Origin of the sequence: Azospirillum brasilense (assembly GCF_003349955.1) — a bacterium.
GTDB classification, from domain to species: domain Bacteria; phylum Pseudomonadota; class Alphaproteobacteria; order Azospirillales; family Azospirillaceae; genus Azospirillum; species Azospirillum brasilense_B.
Window position 1 is genome coordinate 16848 of sequence record NZ_QLKQ01000067.1, and the last position, 26845, is coordinate 43692.

At 67.5% G+C, this 26845-nt stretch carries 30 protein-coding genes; 24 read left to right on the forward strand and 6 right to left on the reverse strand.

Translation table 11 applies throughout. The features are described 5' to 3' along the window. The first annotated feature begins 19 nt into the window (after positions 1-19). The 9 genes from DXK32_RS24255 to DXK32_RS24295 all read left to right on the forward strand — a co-directional run bounded on the left by DXK32_RS24255 (position 20) and on the right by DXK32_RS24295 (position 5897). Positions 20-556, forward strand: coding sequence for a hypothetical protein (locus tag DXK32_RS24255; protein ID WP_114860845.1), 537 nt, complete (start codon positions 20-22; stop codon positions 554-556). Then, the gene (locus DXK32_RS24260; protein WP_114860846.1) at positions 553-1326 is read left to right on the forward strand and encodes a 4Fe4S-binding leucine-rich repeat protein; all 774 of its coding nucleotides are present in this window, start codon (positions 553-555) and stop codon (positions 1324-1326) included. The genes DXK32_RS24255 and DXK32_RS24260 overlap by 4 nt, the downstream gene beginning before the upstream one ends. 40 nt (positions 1327-1366) lie before the next feature. Beyond that, entirely contained in the window at positions 1367-1663 is a 297-nt protein-coding gene (locus DXK32_RS24265) for a nitrogen fixation protein NifZ (RefSeq protein WP_114860847.1), read from the forward strand. 23 nt (positions 1664-1686) lie between these two features. Then, complete coding sequence (locus DXK32_RS24270) at positions 1687-1998, forward strand: nitrogen fixation protein NifZ (protein ID WP_114860867.1); 312 nt, start codon at positions 1687-1689, stop codon at positions 1996-1998. Between the two features lie 34 nt (positions 1999-2032). Continuing rightward, positions 2033-3184, forward strand: a complete 1152-nt coding sequence (locus DXK32_RS24275) for a cysteine desulfurase family protein (RefSeq protein WP_114860848.1) — start codon at positions 2033-2035, stop codon at positions 3182-3184. Positions 3185-3222: 38 nt separating this feature from the next. Then, positions 3223-3432 (forward strand): putative nitrogen fixation protein NifT, encoded by a 210-nt coding sequence (gene nifT, locus DXK32_RS24280; RefSeq protein ID WP_035672252.1) that lies wholly within the window; start codon positions 3223-3225, stop codon positions 3430-3432. Positions 3433-3437: 5 nt separating this feature from the next. Further along, complete coding sequence (locus tag DXK32_RS24285; protein ID WP_114860868.1) at positions 3438-3722, forward strand: hypothetical protein; 285 nt, start codon at positions 3438-3440, stop codon at positions 3720-3722. Positions 3723-3736: 14 nt separating this feature from the next. Then, entirely contained in the window at positions 3737-4927 is a 1191-nt protein-coding gene (locus DXK32_RS24290; protein WP_205215822.1) for a DegT/DnrJ/EryC1/StrS family aminotransferase, read from the forward strand. A gap of 79 nt (positions 4928-5006) precedes the next feature. Continuing rightward, positions 5007-5897, forward strand: coding sequence for an SIR2 family protein (locus DXK32_RS24295; RefSeq protein ID WP_114860849.1), 891 nt, complete (start codon positions 5007-5009; stop codon positions 5895-5897). 151 nt (positions 5898-6048) lie between these two features. On the opposite strand, the gene DXK32_RS24300 is transcribed toward DXK32_RS24295, so the two are convergent. The 5 genes from DXK32_RS24300 to DXK32_RS24320 all read right to left on the reverse strand — a co-directional run bounded on the left by DXK32_RS24300 (position 6049) and on the right by DXK32_RS24320 (position 10147). Continuing rightward, a complete protein-coding gene (locus tag DXK32_RS24300; protein WP_114860850.1) occupies positions 6049-6675 on the reverse strand; it encodes an FMN-dependent NADH-azoreductase in 627 nt (208 codons plus the stop codon). Positions 6676-6824: 149 nt separating this feature from the next. Beyond that, the gene (locus DXK32_RS24305; protein WP_114860851.1) at positions 6825-7592 is read right to left on the reverse strand and encodes a class II glutamine amidotransferase; all 768 of its coding nucleotides are present in this window, start codon (positions 7590-7592) and stop codon (positions 6825-6827) included. 306 nt (positions 7593-7898) lie between these two features. Then, positions 7899-8330 carry an ArsC/Spx/MgsR family protein gene (locus DXK32_RS24310; RefSeq protein ID WP_114860870.1) on the reverse strand — a complete coding sequence of 144 codons (432 nt, stop codon included), beginning with the start codon at positions 8328-8330 and terminating at the stop codon, positions 7899-7901. 8 nt (positions 8331-8338) lie between these two features. Then, the gene (gene draG / locus DXK32_RS24315) at positions 8339-9232 is read right to left on the reverse strand and encodes an ADP-ribosyl-[dinitrogen reductase] hydrolase (RefSeq protein WP_114860852.1); all 894 of its coding nucleotides are present in this window, start codon (positions 9230-9232) and stop codon (positions 8339-8341) included. 27 nt (positions 9233-9259) lie between these two features. Further along, complete coding sequence (locus tag DXK32_RS24320; RefSeq protein WP_114860853.1) at positions 9260-10147, reverse strand: NAD(+)--dinitrogen-reductase ADP-D-ribosyltransferase; 888 nt, start codon at positions 10145-10147, stop codon at positions 9260-9262. A gap of 337 nt (positions 10148-10484) precedes the next feature. Here DXK32_RS24320 and DXK32_RS24325 point away from each other — a divergent pair, with 337 nt between their 5' ends. The 12 genes from DXK32_RS24325 (at position 10485) to DXK32_RS24380 (ending at position 23341) form a co-directional block, all read left to right on the forward strand. Beyond that, the gene (locus DXK32_RS24325; RefSeq protein WP_247877320.1) at positions 10485-11723 is read left to right on the forward strand and encodes a hypothetical protein; all 1239 of its coding nucleotides are present in this window, start codon (positions 10485-10487) and stop codon (positions 11721-11723) included. Between the two features lie 271 nt (positions 11724-11994). Next, positions 11995-12876: a nitrogenase iron protein gene (nifH, locus tag DXK32_RS24330; RefSeq protein ID WP_014239786.1), complete on the forward strand. Its 882-nt coding sequence runs from the start codon at positions 11995-11997 to the stop codon at positions 12874-12876. 141 nt (positions 12877-13017) lie between these two features. Next, on the forward strand, positions 13018-14457 hold the full coding sequence (gene nifD, locus DXK32_RS24335; protein WP_035672289.1) for a nitrogenase molybdenum-iron protein alpha chain: 1440 nt from the start codon (positions 13018-13020) through the stop codon (positions 14455-14457). 30 nt (positions 14458-14487) lie between these two features. Continuing rightward, on the forward strand, positions 14488-16047 hold the full coding sequence (nifK, locus tag DXK32_RS24340; RefSeq protein ID WP_114860871.1) for a nitrogenase molybdenum-iron protein subunit beta: 1560 nt from the start codon (positions 14488-14490) through the stop codon (positions 16045-16047). A gap of 536 nt (positions 16048-16583) precedes the next feature. Continuing rightward, entirely contained in the window at positions 16584-18071 is a 1488-nt protein-coding gene (locus DXK32_RS24345) for a methyl-accepting chemotaxis protein (RefSeq protein ID WP_114860855.1), read from the forward strand. Positions 18072-18261: 190 nt separating this feature from the next. After that, positions 18262-19677 (forward strand): nitrogenase iron-molybdenum cofactor biosynthesis protein NifE, encoded by a 1416-nt coding sequence (gene nifE / locus DXK32_RS24350; RefSeq protein WP_114860856.1) that lies wholly within the window; start codon positions 18262-18264, stop codon positions 19675-19677. 5 nt (positions 19678-19682) lie between these two features. Further along, positions 19683-21089 carry a nitrogenase iron-molybdenum cofactor biosynthesis protein NifN gene (gene nifN / locus DXK32_RS24355; protein WP_114860857.1) on the forward strand — a complete coding sequence of 469 codons (1407 nt, stop codon included), beginning with the start codon at positions 19683-19685 and terminating at the stop codon, positions 21087-21089. 47 nt (positions 21090-21136) lie between these two features. Beyond that, a complete protein-coding gene (nifX, locus tag DXK32_RS24360) occupies positions 21137-21538 on the forward strand; it encodes a nitrogen fixation protein NifX (RefSeq protein WP_035672311.1) in 402 nt (133 codons plus the stop codon). 4 nt (positions 21539-21542) lie between these two features. Then, positions 21543-22007, forward strand: coding sequence for a NifX-associated nitrogen fixation protein (locus DXK32_RS24365; RefSeq protein ID WP_114860858.1), 465 nt, complete (start codon positions 21543-21545; stop codon positions 22005-22007). Between the two features lie 10 nt (positions 22008-22017). Further along, on the forward strand, positions 22018-22224 hold the full coding sequence (locus DXK32_RS24370; protein ID WP_114860859.1) for a CCE_0567 family metalloprotein: 207 nt from the start codon (positions 22018-22020) through the stop codon (positions 22222-22224). Between the two features lie 180 nt (positions 22225-22404). Beyond that, on the forward strand, positions 22405-22698 hold the full coding sequence (gene fdxB / locus DXK32_RS24375) for a ferredoxin III, nif-specific (protein WP_114860860.1): 294 nt from the start codon (positions 22405-22407) through the stop codon (positions 22696-22698). Between the two features lie 52 nt (positions 22699-22750). Continuing rightward, complete coding sequence (locus DXK32_RS24380) at positions 22751-23341, forward strand: nitrogen fixation protein NifQ (protein WP_114860861.1); 591 nt, start codon at positions 22751-22753, stop codon at positions 23339-23341. A 34-nt stretch (positions 23342-23375) separates the two neighbouring features. Here DXK32_RS24380 and DXK32_RS24385 read toward each other — a convergent pair whose 3' ends face one another. Continuing rightward, positions 23376-23873, reverse strand: a complete 498-nt coding sequence (locus DXK32_RS24385; RefSeq protein ID WP_114860862.1) for a hypothetical protein — start codon at positions 23871-23873, stop codon at positions 23376-23378. Positions 23874-24154: 281 nt separating this feature from the next. Between DXK32_RS24385 and DXK32_RS24390 the strand changes: the two genes are divergently transcribed. The 3 genes from DXK32_RS24390 to nifS are packed head-to-tail and all read left to right on the forward strand — an operon-like array spanning position 24155 to position 26711. Further along, a complete protein-coding gene (locus DXK32_RS24390) occupies positions 24155-24535 on the forward strand; it encodes a HesB/IscA family protein (RefSeq protein WP_114860863.1) in 381 nt (126 codons plus the stop codon). 49 nt (positions 24536-24584) lie between these two features. After that, positions 24585-25502: a Fe-S cluster assembly protein NifU gene (gene nifU, locus DXK32_RS24395; RefSeq protein WP_114860864.1), complete on the forward strand. Its 918-nt coding sequence runs from the start codon at positions 24585-24587 to the stop codon at positions 25500-25502. A gap of 3 nt (positions 25503-25505) precedes the next feature. After that, a complete protein-coding gene (gene nifS, locus DXK32_RS24400) occupies positions 25506-26711 on the forward strand; it encodes a cysteine desulfurase NifS (protein WP_114860865.1) in 1206 nt (401 codons plus the stop codon). The last annotated feature ends 134 nt before the right edge of the window (positions 26712-26845 follow it).

Here is a 26845-nt window from a genome sequence, read left to right on the forward strand (position 1 = left end):
ATCACGGGAGAGGGTGTCCATGGAGCGCACCGCCATGCTGGACGAGGTGGATGAAGGTTGGCTCAACCGTCGTTACTACGGCGGCGACCTGCCGCCCGAGGCGGAGCGGTTCCTGCATCTCGCCGCCGCCAGCCACGCCGACGCCGAGGCGGCGCAGCGCTACCTTGCCCACGCCGCCGAGCTGGCGCCGGGGCACCGGCTGGTCGATCTCGGCCATTACAAGTTCCACTTCTACAAGGCGAACCTGGACACCGCCCTGCACTACGGCGAGCGGATGCTCGGCCACGCCATGGCGGCCATCGGCCTGAACCACACCGACTGGCGCATGGTCGGTAATGACCACGCGGACTTCGCGGGCCTGGCGCCGGCGCCGCGCCTGTTCCTGTTCGCCCTGACCGCGGTCGGCTACCTGCATCTGCGCCTGGGCCGTCTGGCCGAAGGGCGCGAGGCCTTGAACAAGGTCCGGGAGCTGGACCCGAAGGACCGCTTCGGAACCACCCGCCTGCTCGCCGCCGCCGATCGTTTCGAAGCCGGGCCGGAGGACGACGACCCATGAGCGACGACATCGACAAGGCGCTGGACTGGCTGGGCAACCCCGTCGATTGCGACGGCTGCGCCTACCGCGACCGGCTGGCCGAAGGGCGCTGCGAGCCGCTGCGCGCCTGCGTGCAGGACCGCTACGCCAAGCGCATCCAGCGTTTCTTCCAATGGAACGACGATCTGGCGGGCGAGCATCTCGACCATCCCTATTTCGAGGTCCGCGCCAACGCCGCCCGCTTCGCGCCGATCTTCATCGTGCCGCGGCTGATGGACGACCCCGACGAGACGGTGCGCGCCGCCGTCGCCCGCCGCCTGCCCCGCCGCCTGCTGCTGAAGATGCGCGGCGACCCCGACCGCGAGGTGCGCATCGCCATCGCCTCCCGGCTGGAGGACGCCGACCTTTCGCCGCTGATGCGCGACCCCGATTACTCCGTGCGCCTGCGCGTCGCCCGCCGCGTGCCCGAGGGCATGCTGCCCGCCATGATGCACGACGAGGACCCGGAAATCCGGCTGGAGGTCGCCAACCGCATCGGGCTGGAATGGCTGATGAGCATGGCTTGGGACGACAGCGCCCGCGTCCGCATGGTCGTTGCCCGCCGCCTGCCGCCGGAAAAGCTGGCCGCGCTGATCCGCGACGCCGACTGGTGCGTGCGCTTCGTCGTCGCCAGCCGCCTGCCGCCCGAAGACCTCGCCCCGCTGACCGAGGACCCGGTGGACGACGTCCGCACCGTGGCGCAGAAGCGCCGCGCCGGACTGCCCGCCGCCGGCGACCTGATCCCCGATTGACGCCCCCGGCCCCCCGACCGACCGGAACAAGGAGCACCGAATGCGCGAGCGCGCCCGCGATCCGAACGAGACGATCGAACTGGAAGACCGCCCCGCCTTCGAGGAGGGCCAGAAGGTCCGCGCCCTTCGCGACGTGCGCAACGACGGCACCTATCCCGGACGCCCGATGGGCGACTTTCTGATCCGCACCGGGGACATCGGCTATGTGAAGTCGATCGGCACCTACTTGCAGATGTATTACATCTACGGCGTCGATTTTTACGAGAAGCGCATCATCGTCGGCATGCGCGCCAAGGAACTCGAACTGGTCGACGCCCGCTGCAACGACCCGCAATGACCGTCTTGCCCAAGGAGCACCCGATGAGCGACGCCGTCACCAAAGCGAAGAAGCCCGGCTTCATCCCGCCCCGCGAGCCGCTCTACGACTGGGGCCTGATGGTCACCGCCGCGGTGGACCTCCACAACGACGGCAGCCACCCCAACGCCGAGGACGGCGCGCTGCTGGCCCCCAAGGGCACGCCCGGCACCATCGTGCGCATCGGCCACGCCGAGGGCACGCAGATCCCCGTCTATCTGGTGGAGTTCCCGGCCGGCGTCGTCGTGGGCTGCCTGGAGGAGGAGATCACGCCCGCCGACGGCCGCCGCCGAGGCGTCCCCGGCGTGATGGACTGACCGCCCCCTCCACGCCACGGCCTGCGATGGACCCATGATCTATCTCGACAACAACGCGACGACCCCGCTGGCGCCCGAGGTGCGGGAGGCGATGCTGCCGCACCTGTCCGGAGAGTTCGGCAACCCCTCCAGCCCGCACGCCGCCGGCATGGCCGCCAAGCGGGCGGTGGGCGAGGCGCGCGCCCAGGTGGCGGCGCTGGTCGGCGCGAAGGCGGCGGACATCCTCTTCACCGCCAGCGCGACGGAGGCCAACCACACGGCCTTGCTCGGCACGCTGCGCGCCGTCGCGGCGGAGCGTCCGGAGCGCCGCCACCTCGTCACCACGGCGATCGAGCATCCCTCGACGCTGATGCTGGCGCATGAACTGGAACGGCAGGGCTGGCGGGTCACCGTCCTGCCGGTGGACGGCACCGGCACCATCGCGCTCTCCGACCTGCGCGACGCGGTGACGTCCGACACGGCTCTGGTCTCCGTCCTATGGGCGAACAACGAGACCGGGGCGATCCAGCCGGTCGGCGCCGCCGCCGACATCGCCCAGGCGCGCGGCGCCCTGTTCCACACCGACGCGGTGCAGGCCGCCGGGCGGCTGCCCATCAAGGTCGACGCGGTGAACGCCGACCTGCTGACGCTGTCCGCCCACAAGATGCACGGGCCGAAGGGCGTCGGCGCCCTCTTCATCCGCAAGGGCGTGCCCTTCGCCCCGCTGATCCACGGCCATCAGGAGCGCCACCGCCGCGGCGGGACGGAGAATGTGCCGGCCATCGTCGGCTTCGGCGCCGCCGCCGGCCGCGCCGCCGCCACGGTGGCGGAGGCCGACAGCATGGCGATCCTGCGCGACCGGCTGGAGCGCGGCGTGCTCGCTGCCTGGCCGGGCAGCCGGGTCAACGGCGAGGGGGCGGCCCGCCTGTCCAACACCAGCAACATCCGCTTCGCCGACCCGCAGGGCCGCCCGCTGGACGCGGAGGAGCTGCTGATGCGGCTCGACCGCGCCGGCATCGCCGTCTCCATGGGGGCGGCCTGCGCGTCCGGCGGCAACGAGCCGAGCCACGTCCTGACCGCCATGGGCCTGACCCCGGCGGAGGCCGCGGCCAGCCTGCGCTTCTCCCTCAGCCGCTGCACCACGGCGGAGGAGGTGGAATCGGTCCTCAACGAGTTTCCCGCGCTCTACGCGCGGATCGCGGCCTGACCAAACGACAGCCAAGAACACGACGACTGGAGAGTGACATGAAGGTGATGGTGCGCAAGGCCGGTGAGCAATACACGATCTACGTCGCCAAGAAGGACCTGGAGGAGCCCATCACCGAGATGGAAAAGCCGGGCCTGTGGGGCGGCTGGGTCAAGGTCGCCAACGGCTGGACCCTCGACCTGCCGGAGATGCCGGCGGACACCCGCCTGCCCATCACCGTCGAAGCCAAGAAGCGCGGCGCGGAGTGACCGCCATGGCCCTGTCCCCGGAACGGATCGACGCCATCGCCGCCCTGGCCGGCGGCCTCTTCGCGGGCGGCACCCGGCTCGACGCCGTGGTCCGCGCCGTTCGCGAGGCGAACCCGGACCTGTCCAACGTCACCGGGGCGCACGCCGCGGTGATGGCGGAGGACGCCTTCCGGGAGGAGCCCGGCTTCAACCTCTACCTCGTGGACGGCACCAACCATTGCTGGCTCATCACCAACAAGCCGGAGACGGCGACCGGCGTGGTGATCGCGCAACGGGACGAGGACGACTGAACAAGGATCGCGGAATGACGATGCCCCAGGACAACCCAGCCGAAGACGACGCGGAGCTTGGCGACTACATCCCGCTGATCGACCCGGACATTTCGGAAGCGGAGGTGGCGGTCGTCAGCCGCATCCTCACCTCCGGCAGCCTCGGCGACGGGCGGATGACGGAGGGGTTCGAGCAGGCCTTCGCCGCCTGGCTCGGCCGCGCCCACGCCGTCGCGGTGTCCAGCGGCACCATCGCCACGCTGATGGTGCTCAAGGCCTACGGCATCGGGCCGGGGGACGAGGTGCTCTGCTCCCCCTTCGGCTGGCATCAGGTGCAGCACGCCATCGCGCTGGCCGGCGCGGAACCGATCTTCGTCGACATCGACTACTGGCAGCACACCATCAACCCGGCGAAGGCCGAGGCCAGGATCACGCCGCGGACCAAGGCCATCCTGGCCGGCAACGTCAACGGCCACCCCGCCCATTGGGACGAACTGCGCGCGCTCGCCACCGACAAGGGGCTGATCCTGATCGAGGATTCGACCGAGGCCATCGGCTCCTCCTACAAGGGGAAGCTGGTCGGCAGCTTCGGCGACTGCGCCATCTTCGACTTTTCCGAACCCGGCGTGCTGGTGACCGGCGAAGGCGGGATGATCGTCACCGACGACCGCAACCTCGCCCACCAGCTCCGCTACCTGCGCCGGCGCGAGATGGAACACCGCAACACGGTGGTCATCACCCGGACCATCCCCTTCCAGGCGGGCATGAGCAACATCACCGCCGCGCTGGGCCTCGTCCAGTTGAAGCGCCTGCCGGAGATCCTGGCGAAGCGCCGGGAGGTGGTCGGCTTCTACGAGGCGGCCATGGCCAGCTTCGAGGGCATCAAGCCGCCCTACAAGGGGCCGGGCGCCGACGACGTGCACCCGATGGTCTACGCCGTGCATCTCGGCACCCGCTTCACCGCCTCGGGGCGCAAGGCGGTGCTGGAGGACTTGGCGACGCACGACGTCGAGGCGTCGGACTACGGGCAGGCGCTCTACACCCAGCAATATTACCAGGAGCGCGGCGCCAGCCGGGCCGACTGCCCGGTCTGCCAGAAGACGGTCGACCGCGTGCTGGCCCTGCCGCTGCACCACAAGGTCACCGCCGACGAGGTGCAGTTCATCGTGGACACGCTGAAGGACGCCACCGTCAACACGGGTGCGGGCGCGGCGATCTATTTGTGAAACGCGTCCCTTTCATCCCCTCCCCTGCGCAGCGGGGGAGGGTCAGGGAGGGGGCAAACGCCAGCCGAACGGGGTTAGCATGACCGACACCGCCGTCCTCGACAGCACGGACACCAGCACGGATACCGACACCATCATCGCGGAGATCGCCGCGGCGCTGAAGGCGCGGGGCGTGGTGCCCTATCTCGGGCCGGGCGCCTTCGCGCTGCTGCCGGAGGCCGACTGCCCGATCCCGCGCACGTCGCTGGAGCTGGCGCAGCGGCTGAACGCCAAGGTCGCCGCACCGGGCCGCATCCGCAGCCAGTTGACCGCCGTCGCCCAGTTCATCGAATCGCGTCGCCACCGCAAGACGCTGGACGGCATCCTGAACGAGATCTTCAAGCGCGAGGTCCCGGCGACGCCGGTTCATGCGTGGCTGGCCGCCCTGCCCGCCCCGCCGATGATCGTCGATGTCTGGTACGACAACACGCTGGACAGCCTGCTGACCGCCGATGCGGGGCGGAACTGGGGCCAGATCCAGGGCCTGTCCCACCCGCAGGGCGTCGGCGAGTGGGTGAAATACTACGCGCCCGGCGGCGCGGAGGTCGAAGCCGCCGCGGCGTCGGGCTGGGAGACCCTGCTCTACAAGCCGTCGGGCAGCGCCACCCCGGCGGGGAACTACCTGATTTCCGACAGTGACTTCGTCGAGATCCTGACGGAGATCGACATCCAGACGCCGATTCCCGCCGTCGTGCAGGAACGGCGGGCGGGACGGAGCTTCCTCTATCTCGGCTGCCGCTTCGACCAGGAAATCCAGCGCACCTTCGCCCGCCAGATCGCCAAGCGCTCGTCGGGCAAGCACTGGGCGGTGATCGAGGGCGAGCTGTCGAAGAACGAGGCGCGCTTCCTGGAGTTGCAGAACATCACCCGCCTCGATCTGCCCCTGGACGAGGCCGTCCGGCGGATCGGCGAGGCGATGGGGGCCAATTAAAGCGAGCGCGTCGCGAAGCTCCCCTCTCCCCTCTGGGGAGAGGGTGGCCCGAAGGGCCGGGTGAGGGGGTTGCACAGGGTGCTACGTCCGGCAAAAGCGCAACCCCCTCACCCTAACCCTCTCCCCAGAGGGGAGAGGGAACAATCACCCCTTACGCCGCGACCGGGGTCGCCAAGGCGTCGATCTCCTGCTGGGCGGCGGCCAGCGCCTTGGCGCGGGCGTCCGGACCCATGCCGACGCCCTCGGCGCGGATCACCGTCACGTCGGTGACGCCCAGGAAGCCCAGCACCGTGCGCAGGAAGGACTCCTGGTGGTCCAGCGCGCTCATCGCGGCGTTGGTCGAGTAGACGCCGCCGCGGGTCGAGGCGATGTAGACCTTCTTGCCGCCGGCCAGACCGACCGGGCCGGTCTCGGTGTAGCGGAAGGTGCGGCCGGCCTGGGCGATGCGGTCGATCCAGGCCTTGAGCTGGGTCGGGACCGTGAAGTTGTACATCGGGGCGCCGATCACCACGACGTCGGCGGCCAGGAACTCGTCGACCAGCGCGTCGGTCAGGGCCAGCTCCTCCTGCTGGCGGGCGGTCAGGCCCTCCAGGTTGCGGAACTTCACGACCTGCATCAGCTCGCCGGTCAGGTGGTCCGGCGGGGCGACGGTCAGGTCGCGGACGGTCACCTCGGCGTCCGGGGTCGCCTGGCGCAGCGCCGCGACGATGGAGGCGGTGAGCTGGCGCGAAACGGAGGCGTCGCCCAGCGGGCTGGAGTCGATGCGAAGGATCTTCATGGTCACGTCTTCCTGTCCGGGAAGCGGGGCGCCGGTCCGGCACCGTCACCGCTTCGGTTTGTCTCGGAAGTGACCATAAGCCCGCTTACGCCAATCGATTGAGCTCCGATTTCGCCAATCTTCGTTGCGCGGATCAGAACAATCCCCGGTCAGCGCACCCGATTGCCGCCCTTGAACACGACCATCTCGCCGCCCTTCATGACGGTCCAATCCTCGTCGCGGGTCAGGGGGCGGGTGGCGACCACCGTCACCACGTCGTCGGGCGTCGTCTCCTTGGCGAAATCGACGCTCATGTCCTCGTCGATCAGCGTCGCCGGGCCGAAGGGGGCCTTGCGGGTCAGCCAGGCAAGGTTGGTCGCGCAATGGCACCACAGGTACCGCCCGTCGCTGAGCAGCATGTTGAAGACGCCCAGCGTGCCGAGGTCGGTGGCGAGGTCGCGGATCAGCCGCATCAGCGCGCCGCTGCTCTTGGGCGGCTCCGGATACTGCATGCGGATCTGGTCGAGCAGCCAGCAGAAGGCGTGCTCGCTGTCCGTCGCCCCGACCGGCTCGTAGAAGGTCAGCGTCCGGTCCTTGATGCCCTTGAGCTGGCCGTTGTGGGCGAAGGTCCAGACGCGGCCCCACAACTCCCGCGTGAAGGGGTGGGTGTTCTCCAGCGACACCCGGCCGCGGTTGGCGCGGCGGATGTGGGAGATCACCACGCAGGACTTGATGGAATAACTGCTGACCAGCCGCGCGATCTCCGACTCGCAGCTCGGCGCCGGGTCGTGGAAGGCGCGGCAGCCCTTCCCCTCGTAGAAAGCGATTCCCCAGCCGTCGCGGTGCGGACCGGTCTGCCCGCCGCGGCGCATCAGGCCGCGGAAGCTGAAGCAGATGTCCGTGGGCACGTTGGCGCTCATGCCCAGGAGTTCGCACATGGATCGGCCCCCATCGCAGGATTGTCGGGTATCAGACAGGACGGGGGCAAACCTACGACAGTCCGGGTTATCCCGTCACCCCTTTGCGGGTGGTGGGCTCAGCGATCGCCTGAACGCAGCGCGCGGCACAGGCGGGCAAGAATCGACACGGATTTCACGGATCAAAACCGGATTTCACGGAATCCGCTGGATCCGTGCATGCGGCCGCACATCACACATCCTGTAATTTGGCGGTTCCGTGAAATCCGTGTCGCAATCCGTGCAATCCGTGCCGATTCTTGTCACCCAACGGAGCGGCACGATTCGTCAATCGGTTGTCTTGGGTGGTGGGCAGGGCGGCATCCCGGCACGGGCGCAGCCTTCCAGCTTGCCCTCCGGCGCTCCGGCGGCCAACCCGATCCAGGCGTCCACCCGCTCCGCCTCGAAGCCGCAGTCGCGGCGGTCGCCCACCTGCATCAGCGGACGGCGGATCAGCAGCGGCGTCTTGAGCATCAGCGCCAGCGCGGCGGCCTCGTCCAGCGCGTCCGGATCGACATCGCCGCTCTTCACCGCCGGGGCGGCGCGGTTGAACCACTCGGCCACCGGGCGGTCGCCGAAGAAGGGGCGCAGGCGGTCCGCCGTCCAGGGTTCGGACAGCAGGTCGCGGGCGTGGACGGTGTGCCCGGCCTCCGCCAGCAGGGCCTTCTGGCGGTTGTTGCCGGCGCAGCCGGGTTTTTCGAAGAAGATCACGTCGGCCATGGTCGCGGTCACCCCTGCTTGAGCGCCGGGGAGCGGGCGAGCAGCCCGTCCACCTGGGCGCAGATTTCGTCGTAGACGGCGCGGTCGAGCTTGCGCAGCCAGCGCGGCGGGATGGTCTCCACCCCGTAGGTGGCGCCGGCCAGCATGCCGGCGATGGCGCCGGTGGTGTCGGCGTCGCCGCCCTGGTTGACGGTCTCGACGACGCAGGATTCCACGGAATCGGTCTGGAAATAATAGTGCATGACCGTCTGCATCGTATCGACGATGTAGGCGGTGGCCAGGCCCCGGTAGGGCTGGAATTTGAACTGCCGGTGCTGCGCGATGAGCTTGTTCGACTCGTCGCGCACGTCGCGCACGCTGCCGCCCAGCACCAGACGGCGGACCATGTGGCCGAGCGTCAGGGTCGCCGCGTCGGACATCGCGTTGCAATGGGTGATGTGCGCCTGCTCCACCGTCCAGCGCTCGAAGGCGGCGTCGTCGCCCAGCGTCGCCAGGGCGACCGGCAGGTTGCGCATCGCCGCCCCGTTGCCGGCGTGATACTCGCTTTCCGGCTCCGACAGGGTGCCATGCATGATGAAGCGGCGGATGCCGCGCCGTGTCGTGTCCCCGACATCGACGGGGACCCCCTTCAGCCAGACGGCGAACTCCTCCGCGGCGCGGCGGGCGTCCCACTCCGGGGCGGCCAGGATGGCGCGACCGAGATGGATCGACATCTCGGTGTCGTCGGTCACCTGCCCGGCCGGTAGCTTCAGCCAGCCGCCGCCCTTGATGTGCTTGTGAACGCCGTACTGGTGGGCGATCTCGCCCTTTGTCAGAAACTCGACGGTGGCGCCCAGCGCGTCGCCGCAGGCCAGCCCGAGATAGGCGCCCAGCGCGCGTGAGCGGATGGAATGGTCAGTCATGGGCCGGATCTGTCCCGTGATCGGTTGTCAGAGAAGCGACACCCCCACCCTGTAGTCCCCGCCGACGACCAGATATTCGCCCTCTCCCTTGAAGGGGTAGCGGGGCAGGATGTCGCGGAAGAAGACCACCTTGGTGAGCGGCACCCAGGTTTCGAGGATGTAGTCCCCGAACTGGCCGGCGATGTCGCGCTCGATGGAAAAGGAGCTGAGGTTGTTGAGGCGCAGGACCGCCGTGCGCTTGTCGGGGCGCGCGACGATGTGGTGCTCCTCGAAATCGTTGACGCCGCGGTAGAGCCGGATGTGGCTGGCGCGCGATGGCATCGGCGCGTCCGGCCAGCCGCGGCGCATCCACCACTGGCAATATTCGTACAGCAGGTCGAGCTGCAGGTTGATGTTGTTGTTGTGGAAGCGGGTGGCGACCTTCTCCTCGCCGTAGGTCCGCCACGCGTCGGAGGCGAAGCGGAGGATCGGCTCCTTGTGGTAGGTGGGCAGCAGGCCGAACCGGCTCTCCACCCAGCCCTTCAGAACCGCCCCCTCGGCGTTGTTGCTGTCGAACAGCCACCCCTTCAGCAGGCGCAGGTAGCTGGCGCGGTAGCGCCGCCGCCCGTCCGTGCCCTCGGCGCCGGAAAAGTCCGGGTTCAGCCCGAAGGTGAAGGCCATGTAATGCTGGAAGATGTCGGCGGCGATCAGGCTGTTCGGGCTTTCGTCGAGCGCTTCGAACAGCACGGCGTGCTCGCTGCGCGTGCCGCCGATGCGCAGGCGCCGCGGCTCGTCGTTGAAGGATTCCGCGCACAGCGCTTCCGCCGTCACGTTCAGCAGGTTGGTGCGATGCGCCTTCAGCGCCAGCGGCGAATCCGGATCGATCAGCCGCCCCCGCGCATCCCTCAAGCCACCGCTCGCCGAACCGTCCGCCATCGCGCTCTCAAATCCACAATTCTTTCATGGATACCGCGAACCGGCGCGTCCGCCAAGGGGCCGCGTCACCGCAGGACACGGTCGCCCGCTCCGCAATACATTTCGAATTCGAAAACAATTCGACTAAACAGCTGAAACAACTTTTGGATTACTCCAAATATCTAAAAAATATCCGTTTGAACGGATGACCGGACGACACCATAGTTCTTCGAACAGGACTCAGTGCACCGCAAGACGAGGCAAGGCCATGTGGCCGATGAAGCGTAAGGAACAGGAGACGCGCAACCGGGCGGTACAGCCCCCGCGCGTTCTTCTTCCTTCCGCCGTCTCGGAAAAGATGCCGATGCGTTCGGGACGGGCGCCGGTTCCGCTGCGCGGCGCCAGGGAGGCCCGCGACGCCGTGACGCTCGTCCGGCTGCTGCGCGGCACCATCACCCCGCTGCGCGGCGACGAGGTGCTGGCCCTGCTGGAGCCCCACCGCCCGCGTCTGGTGCCCAAGCCGGTCAACCCGCTGGCCGCCATGCTCGGCCAGCCGCAGGGCCGCCTGCTGGAGGCGCTGCTGCGCCCGACCGCCCCGATCATTCTGGACGTCCTGCTGCCCCGCCTGCGCGATCATCTGATCGACCGCGTCGTCCACAACAAGAGCACCGCCGAGGATGGGTTGCCCGGCGCGCTGGAGGTGGCCACCGCGCTGCGCGCCCTGGTCGCCCTGCTGCGCGGCGCCGGGCGCGGCGCGGTGCTGTCGGTGGTGTCGGCCATCGAGGCCGACGCCCGCGCCGACGCCGACCGTCTCGTGCGCGGCGAGACATCGGCCACGGAGGACGACCCGGCCGGCGCCACCGCGGGCGCCATGGACGGCCTCGCCCACGCCCTGCTGCGCTTCGAGGCGCGGCGGCTGATGCTGGAGACGCTGGGCGCCACCGTGGCGCTGCGCGACGTCGTCTACCAGTCGCGCCGCCTGACCCGCCACGCGCTGCGCCGAGCCGCGGAGGCCATGGACGGCTTCGGCGCCGACCGCGGCATCAAGGCGCTGCACGCCAGCCTCGCCGCGCTGGCCTCGGTGGATGGGCTGCTCGTCGTCGCCCTGCGGAACCTGGACGACCAGGAAGAGCACCGCGAGGAGGCCAACGCCTTCGTCGAGCCCGCCGACCGCAAGGCGATGAACGACTGCCTGTCGGCGGCGTGGCGGCTTTCCGACACACTGTTCGATCTTGTCGGAAAGGCCGCCAACGGCGGCGACCTCGACGAGCTGCTGTTCGAGGCGCTGCTGCGCCAGCTCCGCTCCCTGCACCAGTTCTGCACCGACCTTGACCATGCCGGGCGCCCGCCGGTGCTCGACACGCTGGAGCGCCGTCTGGCCGAACGCAGCCGCGCGCTGGCCGGCATCGCCGGGGAGCGTCTCGTCGGCATCCTGCTGGCCCGCCCCGCCGACCCGGCCAAGGCGCGCCGCCTGCTCGCCCGCGGCCAGTCGCTGGCCCAGCTTCTCTATGACATGGGCCAGGACGGCGACGAGCTGGAGGCGCTGGCCCTGCGCCTCGTCGTCGCCCGCGACGCGCTGAACCACGCCGCCGCCTGACGGCGCGAAGGCGCCGTTCGGGCGCCAGTCCACCATCCCTTCCGATTCATTGCGAGAGACCCGACAAAATGTCGGGCTTTGTCGGGTATGTCACAGGCCCGACAAAGCGGACCGCGCCCGTCCGCAATCTATATTATTATTTAATTTCAATGACTTAAAAATTTTCCGCGAACTGGCACGGGGGATGCAGAGAAGGGGTCGAAGCGGCCGCTGGGCAGGCCGCCCCGGAATTGAAGACACCCTGTAGACCCAAGCAAAGGAGTAACCTCCCATGTCTTTGCGCCAGATTGCGTTCTACGGTAAGGGCGGTATCGGCAAGTCCACCACCTCCCAGAACACCCTGGCCGCGCTGGTCGAGCTGGATCAGAAGATCCTGATCGTCGGCTGCGATCCGAAGGCCGACTCGACCCGCCTGATCCTGCACGCCAAGGCGCAGGACACCGTGCTGCACCTCGCCGCCGAAGCCGGCTCGGTCGAGGATCTGGAGCTCGAGGACGTTCTCAAGATCGGCTACAAGGGCATCAAGTGCGTCGAGTCCGGCGGTCCGGAGCCGGGGGTCGGCTGCGCCGGCCGCGGCGTGATCACCTCGATCAACTTCCTCGAAGAGAACGGCGCCTACGACGACGTCGACTACGTCTCCTACGACGTGCTGGGCGACGTGGTGTGCGGCGGTTTCGCCATGCCCATCCGCGAGAACAAGGCCCAGGAAATCTACATCGTCATGTCCGGTGAGATGATGGCGCTCTACGCCGCCAACAACATCGCCAAGGGCATCCTGAAGTACGCCCACAGCGGCGGCGTGCGCCTCGGCGGCCTGATCTGCAACGAGCGCCAGACCGACAAGGAAATCGACCTCGCCTCGGCCCTGGCCGCCCGTCTCGGCACCCAGCTCATCCACTTCGTGCCGCGCGACAACATCGTGCAGCACGCCGAGCTGCGCCGCATGACCGTGATCGAGTACGCGCCGGACAGCCAGCAGGCCCAGGAATACCGCCAGCTCGCCAACAAGGTCCACGCGAACAAGGGCAAGGGCACCATCCCGACCCCGATCACGATGGAAGAGCTGGAAGAGATGCTGATGGACTTCGGCATCATGAAGTCGGAGGAGCAGCAGCTCGCCGAGCTCCAGGCCAAGGAAGCCGCCAAGGCCTGATACCTGGGTCCCTGACGGGGCACAGGTCTGAACTGGCCCCCTCCCCAGCCCACCCCGCCTACACGCGCGGGGTGGGAGAGAGGGGGCTCGGTCCCGCGCTGCAGTGGCGCGGACAATGAGAGCATGCAGGAGACTGGCACCATGAGCCTGTCCGTGAACGAAGGCGTCGACGTCAAGGGTCTCGTCGACAAGGTTCTCGAAGCGTATCCCGAGAAGTCCCGCAAGCGCCGCGCCAAGCACCTGAACGTGCTGGAGGCCGAGGCGAAGGACTGCGGCGTCAAGTCGAACATCAAGTCGATCCCCGGTGTGATGACCATCCGTGGTTGCGCCTACGCCGGTTCCAAGGGCGTGGTGTGGGGTCCGATCAAGGACATGATCCACATCTCCCACGGCCCGGTCGGCTGCGGCTACTACTCCTGGTCCGGCCGCCGCAACTACTATGTCGGCGACACCGGCGTGGACAGCTGGGGCACGATGCACTTCACCTCCGACTTCCAGGAGAAGGACATCGTCTTCGGCGGCGACAAGAAGCTGCACAAGGTGATCGAGGAGATCAACGAGCTGTTCCCGCTCGTCAACGGCATCTCCATCCAGTCCGAGTGCCCGATCGGCCTGATCGGCGACGACATCGAGGCGGTCGCCCGCGCCAAGTCCGAGGAGCTGGGCAAGCCGGTCGTTCCGGTCCGTTGCGAAGGCTTCCGCGGCGTCTCCCAGTCGCTGGGCCACCACATCGCCAACGACGTCATCCGCGACTGGATCTTCGAGAAGACCGAGCCGAAGGAAGGCTTCGTCTCCACCCCGTACGACGTCACCATCATCGGTGACTACAACATCGGTGGCGACGCCTGGGCCAGCCGCATCCTGCTGGAGGAGATCGGCCTGCGCGTGATCGCCCAGTGGTCGGGCGACGGCACCCTCGCCGAGCTGGAGAACACGCCGAAGGCGAAGGTGAACCTCATCCACTGCTACCGCTCGATGAACTACATCGCGCGCCACATGGAAGAGAAGTTCGGTATTCCGTGGATGGAGTACAACTTCTTCGGTCCGTCGCAGATCGCCGAGTCCCTGCGCAAGATCGCCGCTCTCTTCGATGACACCATCAAGGAGAACGCGGAGAAGGTCATCGCCAAGTACCAGCCGATGGTCGACGCCGTCATAGCCAAGTTCAAGCCGCGGCTCGAAGGCAAGAAGGTGATGATCTACGTCGGCGGCCTGCGTCCGCGCCACGTGGTCGACGCCTACCATGACCTGGGCATGGAGATCGTCGGCACGGGTTACGAGTTCGCCCACAACGACGACTATCAGCGCACCCAGCACTATGTGAAGGAAGGCACGCTGATCTACGACGACGTCACCGCCTTCGAACTGGAGAAGTTCGTCGAGCTGATGCGTCCGGACCTCGTCGCCTCGGGCATCAAGGAAAAGTACGTCTTCCAGAAGATGGGCCTGCCCTTCCGCCAGATGCACTCCTGGGATTACTCGGGTCCGTATCACGGCTACGACGGCTTCGCGATCTTCGCCCGCGACATGGATCTGGCCATCAACAACCCCGTCTGGGGCATCATGAAGGCTCCGTTCTAAAGCGGCCTCTGGAAGATAGGAGTAATGAGCATGTCCCACCCCGTTTCCCAGAGCGCCGACAAGGTCATCGACCACTTCACGCTCTTCCGTCAGCCCGAATACAAGGAGCTGTTCGAGCGCAAGAAGACGGAGTTCGAGTACGGCCACTCCGACGAAGAGGTCGCCCGGGTTTCCGCGTGGACCAAGACGGAAGAGTACAAGGAAAAGAACTTCGCCCGTGAGGCGGTCGTCATCAACCCGACGAAGGCCTGCCAGCCGATCGGCGCGATGTTCGCGGCCCAGGGCTTCGAGGGCACCCTGCCCTTCGTCCATGGGTCGCAGGGCTGCGTCGCCTACTACCGCACGCACCTCACCCGCCACTTCAAGGAGCCGAACTCCGCGGTCTCCTCGTCGATGACGGAAGACGCGGCGGTGTTCGGCGGCCTGAACAACATGATCGACGGCCTGGCCAACGCCTACGCGCTGTACAAGCCGAAGATGATCGCCGTGCTGACCACCTGCATGGCGGAAGTCATCGGCGACGACCTCTCCGGCTTCATCAACAACGCGAAGAACAAGGAAAGCGTCCCGGCGGATTTCCCGGTTCCCTTCGCCCACACCCCGGCCTTCGTCGGCAGCCACATCGTCGGCTACGACAACATGATCAAGGGCGTTCTGACCCACTTCTGGGGCACATCGGAGAATTTCGACACCCCGAAGAACGAGAAGATCAACCTGATCCCGGGCTTCGACGGCTTCGCGGTCGGCAACAACCGCGAGCTGAAGCGCATCGCCGGCCTGTTCGGCATCGACCTGACGATCCTGTCGGACGTGTCGGACAACTTCGACACCCCGGCCGACGGCGAGTACCGCATGTATGACGGCGGCACCCCGCTGGAGGCCACGAAGGAGGCCGTCCACGCCAAGGCCACCATCTCCATGCAGGAATACTGCACCCCGCAGTCCCTGCAGTTCATCAAGGAGAAGGGCCAGCAGGTCGCCAAGTACAACTACCCGATGGGCGTCACCGGCACCGACGAGCTTCTGCTGAAGCTGGCCGAGCTGTCCGGCAAGCCGGTCCCGGCGGAGCTGAAGCTGGAGCGCGGCCGTCTCGTCGACGCCATCGCCGACAGCCACACCCACCTGCACGGCAAGCGCTTCGCCGTGTACGGCGACCCGGACTTCTGCCTGGGCATGTCGAAGTTCCTGATGGAGCTGGGCGCCGAGCCGGTGCACATCCTGTCCACCTCCGGCTCGAAGAAGTGGGAGAAGCAGGTCCAGAAGGCGCTCGACGCCTCGCCGTTCGGCAAGTCCGGCAAGGCTTACGGCGGCAAGGACCTCTGGCACCTGCGCTCGCTGCTGTTCACCGACAAGGTCGACTACATCATCGGCAACAGCTACGGCAAGTATCTGGAGCGCGACACCAAGATCCCGCTCATCCGCCTGACCTACCCGATCTTCGACCGCCACCACCATCACCGTTACCCGACCTGGGGCTACCAGGGCGCTCTGAACGTGCTGGTGCGCATCCTGGATCGGATCTTCGAGGACATGGACGCCAACACGAACATCGTCGGCGAGACCGACTACTCGTTCGATCTGGTGCGCTGACCTCCCCCGGCCGGCGCGGGGCCTCCATCCCCCCGCCCGGCCGCTTCCCCGGAAAGCCGGAGTCCACCCGCAAGGGGGGCTCCGGCTTTTCCGTTTCCCGGCTCCCGCTTCCGGCCCCCGCGACCGCCCGATCCGGATGAGCCGCGGCCGGCGACGCCACGCCGCCGTCACCAGCGGTGGAAGTGGCACAGCGGCACACCGAACGCCCGCTGCAATTCCCGCCTTCGCACAGCTTTCCAACGAGGAGCACTCGGCACAGCGGAACCCATCCGCCTTTGTGCGAACGCGCGCATAGCCCCCGGTTGAATGATCTTGTCATGCAACAAACCTGAAAATGGCCCATCACCACTTGCTGAATGTCCAGACCATCAACAGAAAATTGCAGAAATATAGCCTCGTCCAAAATACATAGGCCGACGAATACCTTCGTTCCCGCCGCGATGAGTCGCCACACGAAGAGTAATTAATAATTCTTTATCCAAAATCCTTTTAGCCTCAAAACAAGTTTCCCGCCTGACGCGCCAAGGACAATCACCATGCCTTTCAGAGCCTTTCTAAAATCGAAGAATGCTGAGGCAGCCGAGATCACGGACGCATTAGACAAATCTAATGGCATAATCACCTTTGACACATCTGGCAACATATTGTCGGCAAATGACCAATTTCTCCGATGGATGGGATACAGCTTCGAAGAGATCAAAGGGAAGCATCATCGCATCTTCGTCGAGACAAGCCTCCAGGACGGCCCGGAATACAAGGATTTCTGGGAGCGGCTGCGTCGCGGCGAGTTCCAGTCCTCCCTCTACAAGCGCATCGGCAAGGGCGGTCGGGAAGTCTGGATCGAAGCCTCCTACAACCCGATCAAGAACCGCCAGGGCGTCACCCACAAGGTGGTCAAGGTCTGCACCGACGTCACCGAGCGCCACCGGGAGCACCTCGATCTGCGCGGCAAGGCGGAGGCGATCTCGAAGTCGCAGGCGGTGATCGAGTTCACCCCCGAGGGCACGGTCATCACCGCCAACGAAAATTTCCTGTCCCTGCTCGGCTACACGTTGCCGGAGATCGCCGGGCGCCACCACAGCACCTTCGTCGATCCGGCCGAGCATGGCGGCGCGGACTACCGGGCCTTCTGGGAGAGCCTGCGGCAGGGCCGCTTCCAGGCCGCCCAGTACAAGCGGATCGGCAAGGGCGGGCGGGTCGTGTGGATCCAGGCCTCCTACAACCCCGTGTTCGACACCAGCAACCGGCTGTCCAAGATCGTCAAGTTCGCCACCGACATCACCCAGCAAGTGCAACTGCTGGACCAGTTGAAGGCCCTGATCGACAACAACTTCACCGAAATCGACACCGCGCTCTCCGCCGCCGGCCGGCAGGCCGAGGACGCCGCTCAGAGGTCGGGCGCGACCCAGGGCACCGTCCAGACCGTCGCCGCGAGCGCGGAGGAGCTGGCCGCGTCGGCCCGCGAGATCGCCGACAGCATGATCCGCTCCCGCCAGGCGGCGAGAACCGCGATGGACGAGACGGGGAACGCCGACCGGGCGGCGGCGCGCCTGACGGAGGTCGCCAAGGCGATGGGCGGCATCGTCGATCTGATCAGCTCCATCGCCAGCCAGATCAACCTGCTGGCGCTCAACGCCACCATCGAGGCGGCGCGTGCCGGCGAGGCCGGGCGCGGCTTCGCCGTCGTCGCCAACGAGGTCAAGAATCTCGCCAACCAGTCGGCCAACGCGACCGCCCAGATCTCCAAGGAGATCGAAGGCATGCAGGCCGTCTCGTCCGACGTCGTCGCGTCGCTGGGCAACATCCGCCAAGCCACCGGCAACCTGATGGAGTTCGTCACCGTCTCCGCCGGAGCGGTGGAGGAGCAGAGCGCGGTGACCGGCGACATGTCCACCAACATGCAGAACGCGTCGGCCTCGGTCAGCGCCGTCGATCACAACATCGGCGCCATCAACGCCGCGATCACCCAGATCGCCTCGGCCGTCTCGGAAACCAAGGAAGCCGCCAAGGTCCTGGCCCGTTGAGGGCGTCCGCCTCACGCGGCCCCCTCCTCGATCCAGGCTGTGCGATACCCGACAAAGTCCGCCATTGTCGGGTATCGCACATGGGGCCACTTGCCCCAACTTATTGAATATAAACAATTCATCGTCTGGCACACCTCCTGCATATGACCGGCCCACAGGCGCCGATGTCGGCCAATGGCGGGAGAAGGTCATGCTCCAGGAAAAGCTCCAGGACGTCTTCAACGAGCCGGGTTGCTCCACCAACCAAGCCAAGTCGGAGAAGGAGCGGAAAAAGGGGTGCTCCAAGGCTCTGAAGCCGGGAGCCGCCGCCGGCGGCTGCGCCTATGACGGCGCGATGATCGCGCTCCAGCCGATCGCCGACGCCGCCCACCTCGTGCACGGTCCGATCGCCTGCCTCGGCAATTCCTGGGACAACCGCGGCACCAAATCGTCGGGCTCGCAGCTCTACCGCACCGGCTTCACCACGGACATGTCGGAACTCGACATCATCCACGGCGGCGAGAAGAAGCTCTACCGGGCGATCAAGGAGATCGTGCAGCAGTACGACCCGCCGGCCGTCTTCGTCTATCAGACCTGCGTCCCCGCCATGATCGGCGACGACATCGAGGCGGTCTGCAAATTCGCCGCGAAGAAGCTGGGCAAGCCGGTGATCCCGGTGATGGCGCCGGGCTTCGTCGGGTCGAAGAACCTCGGCAACAAGCTGGCCGGCGAGACCCTACTCGACCACGTCATCGGCACGGTGGAGCCGGAGGTCACCACCCCGACCGACATCTGCATCGTCGGCGAATACAATCTGGCCGGCGAGCTGTGGCTGGTGAAGCCGCTGCTCGACGAGATCGGCATCCGCATCCTGTCCTGCATCTCCGGCGACGGGCGCTACAACGACGTGGCGCAGGCCCACCGGGCGCGGCTGACCATGGTGGTCTGCTCGCAGGCGCTGGTGAATGTCGGGCGCAAGATGCAGGAGCGCTGGGGCATCCCCTATTTCGAAGGCTCCTTCTACGGCGTGTCGGACATGTCGGACACCCTGCGCACCATGGCCCGCATGCTGGTGGAGCGCGGCGCCGACAAGGCGATCATCGACCGCACCGAGGGCGTCATCGCCCGTGAGGAAAGCCGCGTCTGGCGGCGCCTGGAACCCTACAAGCCGCGCTTCGACGGCAAGCGCGTCCTGCTGTTCACCGGCGGCGTGAAGAGCTGGTCGATGGTCACCGCTCTGGAAGGCGCCGGGCTGACCATCGTCGGCACCTCCACCAAGAAATCCACCAAGGAGGACAAGGAGCGCATCAAGAAGATGAAGGGGGAGGAGTTCCACCAGTGGGACGACCTGAAGCCCCGCGACATCTACAAGATGCTGCGCGACAGCGAGGCCGACATCATGATGTCCGGCGGCCGGTCGCAGTTCATCGCGCTGAAGGCCAAGGTGCCGTGGCTCGACCTGAACCAGGAGCGCCACACCCCCTACGCAGGCTATGACGGCATCGTCAACCTGTGCGAGGAAATCGACAAGACCCTGTCCAACCCGATCTGGCGGCAGGTGCGTCTGGCCGCCCCCTGGGATTTGAAACCGGACGCCAGGCCGGACGCCAAGCCGGTGGGAGCGTAACCGCCATGGGCACCATCCAGCGCTTCCCCCACTCCGCCAAGGCGGCCTCCACCAACCCGCTGAAGATGAGCCAGCCGCTGGGCGCGGCGCTCGCCTTCCTCGGCGTGGACCGCTGCATGCCGCTGTTCCACGGCAGCCAGGGCTGCACGGCCTTCGGTCTGGTCCTGCTGGTCCGCCATTTCCGCGAGGCCATCCCGCTCCAGACCACGGCGATGGATCAGGTCTCCACCATCCTCGGCGGCTACGAGAATCTGGAGCAGGCCGTCCGCACCATCCACGAGCGCAACGCGCCCGCCCTGATCGGCGTCGCCACCACCGGCGTGACCGAGACCAAGGGCGAGGACATGGCCGGGCAGTACTCGCTGTTCCGCCAGCGCAACCCCGCCCTGGCCGGCCTGAAGCTGGTCTTCGCCAACACCCCGGACTTCTCCGGCGGGTTCGAGGACGGCTTCTCCGCCGCGGTGACCGGCATCGTCGAGGAGGTCGTCCAGCCGTCCGACAAGACGGTGAAGGGCCAGATCAACGTGCTGGCCGGCTGCCACTTGTCGCCGGGCGACGTGGAGGAGCTGCGCGACATCATCGAGAGCTTCGGCCTGTCGCCGATCTTTCTGCCCGACCTGTCGCTGTCCATGTCGGGCCGCCAGCCCGACGACTTCACGGCGACCTCGCTGGGCGGCGTGACGGTGGAGCAGATCGCGTCGATGGGCGCGTCGGAAGCCACGCTGGTGATCGGGGAGCACATGCGCGTCGCCGCCGCCGCGCTGGAGCTGAAGACCGACGTGCGCAGCGTCTTCTTCGACCGGCTGACCGGGCTTGAGGCGTCGGACCGCCTCGTCCGCACCCTGTCGGAGCTGTCGGGCCGCCCGGTGCCGGCGAAGCTGCGGCGCCAGCGCGAGACGCTGGTCGACGGCATGCTGGACGGGCATTTCTTCTACAGCCGCAAGCGGATCGCCGTGGCGCTGGAGCCGGACCTGCTCTACGCCGTCACCAGCTTCCTGGCGGACATGGGGGCGGAGGTGATCGCCGCCGTCTCCCCCACCCAGACCGCCGTGCTGGAGAAGCTGAAGGCCGCGACCGTCATGGTCGGCGACCATTCCGACGTGGAGACGCTGGCCCGCGACGCCGACCTGATCGTGTCGAACTCGCACGGGCGGCAGGGGGCGGCGCGCATCGGGGTGCCGCTGCACCGCATGGGCCTTCCGATGTTCGACCGGCTGGGCGCCGGGCTGAAGGTCCATGTCGGCTACCGCGGCACGCGCGAGCTTCTGTTCGAGATCGGCAACCTGTTCCTGTCCCGCGAGATGGACCACGACGAGCACGGCCACGGCCACGCTCACGGTCATCCGCACGGGGACGGGCATGAACACGGCCAGCACTGCGGGAGCGGATCATGCGGATGCAGCGCCGGCTGAGTGTGGTGGGCCAGGCCGAGGAGGGCCGGCCCCGCAAAGGAGGTTCCATGAAGGTCGCTTTCTGCACCCAGGACATGCAGCACGTCGACGCGCATTTCGGGTGGGCCAAGAACATCGTGGTCTACGAGGTGGACAAGGCCGGCTACACGATGGTCGAGACCTGCCAGTTCGGCGGCTCGATGTTCGAGGACGGCAACGAGGACAAGCTGATCCCGAAGCTCGACGCGCTGGCCGACTGCGCCATCGTCTACCTGTCGGCCATCGGCGCCTCCGCCGCCGCCCGCGTGGTGGCGAAGAAGATCCACCCCGTGAAGGTGGAGGCCACGGAAACCATCACCGCCCTGCTCGACCGTCTGGTCGAAACCATCAACGGCAACCCGCCGCCCTGGCTGCGCAAGGCCCTGAACGCCGGCCAGCCGCAGGAGCTGGCCTTCGACGAGGAGGATTGAGAGCATGACCGACACCACCGTGGCCGCCGGGAGCGATCTCGCCGAGGCCTTCCTGAAGACCCTGGTCATGCTGTTCCGCGCCGAAGACAGCTACGGCGCCTGGGAGGGCAAGAGCGACGAGACGATCCTCGCTCCCTTCATCCTCGACAAGGAGGCCCGCGCCGCCATCCCGATCATGGGCGACCCGGATCCCGACACGCTGTGGCGGCTGGAGCTGTTCTACAAGGCCGTCGGTATCACGGTCGAGAAGCAGACCGGCCACATCGCCTCCCCCATCATGAAGATGAGCCACGAGGGCTTTGGCCGCATGGTGCTGACCACGGGCCGGCTGGTCGTGGTGTCGAAGCACCTGCGCGACGTCCACCGCTTCGGCTTCCCGTCGCTGGAGAAGCTGGCCGCCGACGGCGCCAAGATCGTCGAGGAAGCCGTGGCGCTGATCCGCAAGTACCCCGACGTCGCCGACCTGTGAGGATTCCGCCATGTCCGACATCGACGCCCTGAAGGACGAGGTCAAGAAGCTCAACGCCCGCGCGACCCAGAAGAAGATGGACCTGCACGACCTGTCGGAGGAGCTGCCGCAGAACTGGCAGTCGATCCTCCAGGTCGCCCAGGAGACCCACGACGCCTACAAGGCCCTGACCGAGAAGCGCGCCGCGCTGAAGGCGCTGGAGACGGCCTCCGCCTGAGCGGCCTGACTGGTAAGCCGTGCCCCCACCCTAACCCTCCCCCGCTATCGCAGGGGAGGGAACGGACGCCGCTTCGCGATCATCTCCCTCCCCTGCGTCAGCGGGGGAGGGCCGGGGTGGGGGCAACGCCCGCCCACACCTCCACCAAACAACACACCAAGCCCGATTGAGGAGCAGACGATGGCTGAGTTCGTGACCGGCACCACCCGCGGCGGCGCCGCCTGGACGCCGAAATTCGTGGAAAGCGTCGACCAGAAGATGTGCATCGGCTGCGGCCGCTGCTTCAAGGTCTGTGGCCGCGACGTGCTGGAGCTGATCGGCATCACCGAGGACGGCGACATCGTCGACGCCTTCGACGACGAGGCCGAGAAGAAGGTCATGAGCGTCAAGAACGCCGGCAACTGCATCGGCTGCGAAAGCTGCGGCAAGGTCTGCTCCAAGAGCTGCATCACCCACTTGCCCCAGGCGGCCTGACGGCCGCCCACCTTGCCTGAAGCGGCCTGACCGCCCCCGGAGGACCCACGCCATGGGCATCCTGCACACCGCCCCGCCGGGGGCGGGCGACACCACGCGTCTGTACCGCTGGCTGACCGACCGCCAGGGGCGCTGCAACGTCTTCGACGCGCATTTGTTCGCCTGCATCCTGGCCCGCCGCTGGCCGGCGGGTCCTGGCGCGCTCGGCCTCGACGAGCGGGCGCTCGGCCAGCTTCTCGACCGATACTTTCCTGGCGCCTTCGCGGCCGGCCTGCCGGTTCCCGACAGCTCCCCCACCCCCCTGCCGCCGCTTCTCCAGAGCGAAGCGGACGACATCGCCGCTCTTCTGCTCGCCCACCGCTCTCTGGGCATCGAGGAGGAGGGCTGGCTCGCCGCCATCGTGGCGCGGGCCATGCTCGACGAGGGCGAGCTGTGGCGGGACCTCGGGTTGGCCGGCCCCAGCCACCTCGCGGCGCTGATGGAACGCCATTTCGACTCGCTGTCCCGGCTCAACGCCACCGGCACCCGCTGGAAGGCTTTTCTTTACCGCTTCCTCTGCGCGCGGGACGGGCTGATCCCCTGCGGCGCCCCGGTCTGCCGCGATTGCGGCGCGGAGGCCGTGTGCTTCGGGTCGGGTGACTGACGGAAGCAAACCGTCATTCACCCCTCTTCCCAGGTCACTCCTCCCCCAGGCCCTTCGCCAGCGCGGCGATGACGCCATAGCCGACCCGGTCCTGCGGGTCGATCTCCGCCAGCTTGGCGAGGATCGCCCTCGCCTCCTCCACCCGCCCGCTGCGCAGGCTGATGAAGGCCAGCGCCTTCAGGGTGAACAGGGTGAAGCGCGGCGGCCCCTCCGTCGCCCAATCCGTGCTGTCCGCGCACAGGCTCCGCCAGTCGCCGGCGTAGCCGCCCTCGCGCGCCGCCGCGTCCAGCCCGATCATCGCAACCCGCTCCGCGTCCGCGAAGCGCTTGCGGTTGAAATAAAATTTGTAGAGCGCGTAAAAGACCGGCAGGACGCGCGGCCCCATCCGGTGGGCTTCCCACAGCAGGGCCTCGCAGGCCGCGGCGTCGGGGCGGGCCTTCACCGCCTCCTGCAGCTTCTCGTCGATGTGCTCGGGCACCTCGCCGAAGGCCATGCGCCCGTTGGACATCCGCAGTTCGACCGGCCGCTCCATCACCCGTCCCCTTCCGTTGTTTCGCGAAACCGTGCGCCCGACCGACAATCCTGTATGGGCCGCAAGCCGGTTTCGCAAAAGCCCATAATCAAATTGTGCGTCCTTTCGTCGCAGGATGTCGCAAAGCCGACATGCCCCCGACCCGACAATTGTCGGGAAAACACCAGCCACCCGACCTGACAATTTATCAAAATCAAAGACTTAGAATTTGGCACGCCGCTTGCTGTTCCTATGACCAGGAACGGTCGGCATGCCCGACGAAGCATTTGGAGGCGGCAGACATGGTGACCCTGACGGATGCGGCGGTGAACACCCTAGAGCGCGTGCTGGCGAAGTCCGGCGGCGCCGCGGCCGGCCTGCGCATCGCGGTGGCCGACGGCGGCTGCGCCGGCATGAAGTACCAGATGGGGCTGGAGGCCACGGCGGGCGACGAGGACGCGGTGCTGACCTTCGGCCCGGTGACGATCTTCGTCGACCCGACCAGCCAGCCCTTCCTGACCGGCGTGGTGGTCGATTTCGTCGAAGGGGTCGAGGGCGCGGGCTTCAAGTTCGACAACCCCAACGCCACGGGCAGCTGCGGCTGCGGCAAGTCCTTCTCGGCGGGTCCGGGGGGAAGCTGCTCCTCCGTGCCGTCGGCCGGCGGCTGCGGCACCGCCCACTAACCCCGAACACTCTCCCCCCACCCGATAACGTCGGGAAAGGCAAGGCGTCATGTGGAACTACACCGACAAGGTCAAGGAACACTTCTTCAACCCGAAGAACGCCGGCGCGCTGGATGAGGCGAACGCCGTGGGCGAGGTCGGGTCGATCACCTGCGGCGACGCCCTGAAGCTGATGATGAAGGTCAACCCCGACAGCCAGGTCATCGAGGACGCGAAGTTCCAGACCTTCGGCTGCGGCTCGGCCATCGCGTCCTCGTCGGCGCTGACGGAGATGATCATCGGCAAGACGGTGGACGAGGCGCTGGCCGTCACCAACCGCGACATCGCCGAGTATCTGGGCGGCCTGCCGCCGGAGAAGATGCACTGTTCGGTCATGGGCGCCGAGGCGCTCCGCGCCGCCATCGCCAACTTCAAGGGCGAGGAGTGGGTCGACGACCACGAGGAAGGCGAGCTGGTCTGCAAGTGCTTCGGCATCGACGCGGCGATGATCGAGCGCGCGGTGACCGTCAACAGCCTGACCACGCTGGAGGAGGTCACCCACTACACCAAGGCCGGCGGCTCCTGCCAGACCTGCCACGAGAAGATCGAGGAGGTGCTGGAAGCCGTGCTCGCCAAAACCGGCGCGCTGGCCCCGCCCAAGTCCCACGCCCCCGGCACGGTCGGGCTGGACGCCATCAAGCCGCTGGCCCCGAAGGCCGAGGCCGCTCCGGCGAAGCTGACCAACGTGCAGCGCATGCAGAAGATCATGGTCGCCATCGAGGAGCTGCGCCCGCAGATCCAGCGCGACGGCGGCGACGTGGAGCTGGTGGACATCGACGGCAAGGACATCTACGTCCGGCTGACCGGCGCCTGCTCCGGCTGTTCGCAGTCCGCCGGCACCATGATGGGCGTGCAGGCCAAGCTGGTCGAGGCGCTGGGCGAGCTCGTCCGCGTCAAGCCCGCCTCCCTCCTGCCGGTGGGGGCCTGAGCCATGACCGCGCAAGGCATCTACCTCGACAACAACGCCACCACCCGCGTCGATCCGGAGGTGCTGGCGGAGATGCTGCCGCTGTTCACTGAGCAGTTCGGCAACCCCTCCTCCATGCACGGCTTCGGCGCCGCGGTGGGCGGCAAGATCGAGTGGGCGCGCAAGCAGGTGCAGGCGCTGCTCGGCGCCGCCCATGACAGCGAGATCGTCTTCACCTCCGGCGGCACGGAGAGCGACAACACCGCCATCCTGTCGGTGCTGGAGGCCTATCCGAAGAAGAAGAGCATCGTCACCAGCGTGGTCGAGCATCCCGCCGTCCTGGCGCTGTGCGACTATCTGGAGAAGAAGCGCGGCTACACCGTCCACCGCATCGGCGTGGACAAGCGGGGCAACCTCGACCTCGACGCCTACACGGCGGCGCTGGGGCCGGACGTCGCCATCGTCTCGATCATGTGGGCAAACAACGAGACCGGGACGATCTTCCCGATCGAGGAGCTGGCCCAGCTCGCCAAGGCGGCCGGCGCGGTGTTCCACACCGACGCGGTGCAGGCGGTCGGCAAGATCCCGATGACGCTCGCCACCAGCGCCGTGGACATGCTGTCGCTGTCCGGCCACAAGCTGCACGCGCCCAAGGGCATCGGCGCGCTCTACGTCAAGCGCGGCCTGCGCTTCCGCCCGATGCTGCGCGGCGGCCACCAGGAGCGCTCGCGCCGCGCCGGCACGGAGAACGCGCCGGGCATCGTCGGGCTGGGGGCGGCGGCCCAGCTCGCGCTCATGCACATGACCGACGAGAACACGCGGGTGAAGGCGCTGCGCGACAAGCTGGAGCAGGCCATCCTGGCCGCCGTTCCCAATTGCTTCGTCACCGGCAACCCGGCCAACCGCCTGCCCAACACCTGCAACGTCGCCTTCGAGTACATCGAGGGCGAGGCGATCCTCCTGCTGCTCAACGAAGCCGGCATCGCCGCCTCGTCGGGGTCGGCCTGCACCTCCGGGTCGCTGGAGCCGAGCCACGTGATGCGGGCGATGGGCGTGCCCTACACCGCCGCCCACGGCGCCACCCGCTTCTCCCTGTCGCGCGAGACGACCGAGGAGGAGATCGACCGGGTGATCGCGGTGGTCCCCGGCATCATCGCGAAGCTGCGCTCGCTGTCGCCCTACTGGTCGCAGGCGGGCGCGCCGAAGGAGTTCGCCCCAGTCTATTCGTAGAAATATTCATTCGTAACACCGAGATCGCAGGCCGGGCCGGGCCCGCGCCCCGGCAACCCGCCCGACGACACCCGCCGGGACGCGGTTCCCCGGCCCGGTCTGCGACACACCACCCTGGCACCGTTGCCCCCACC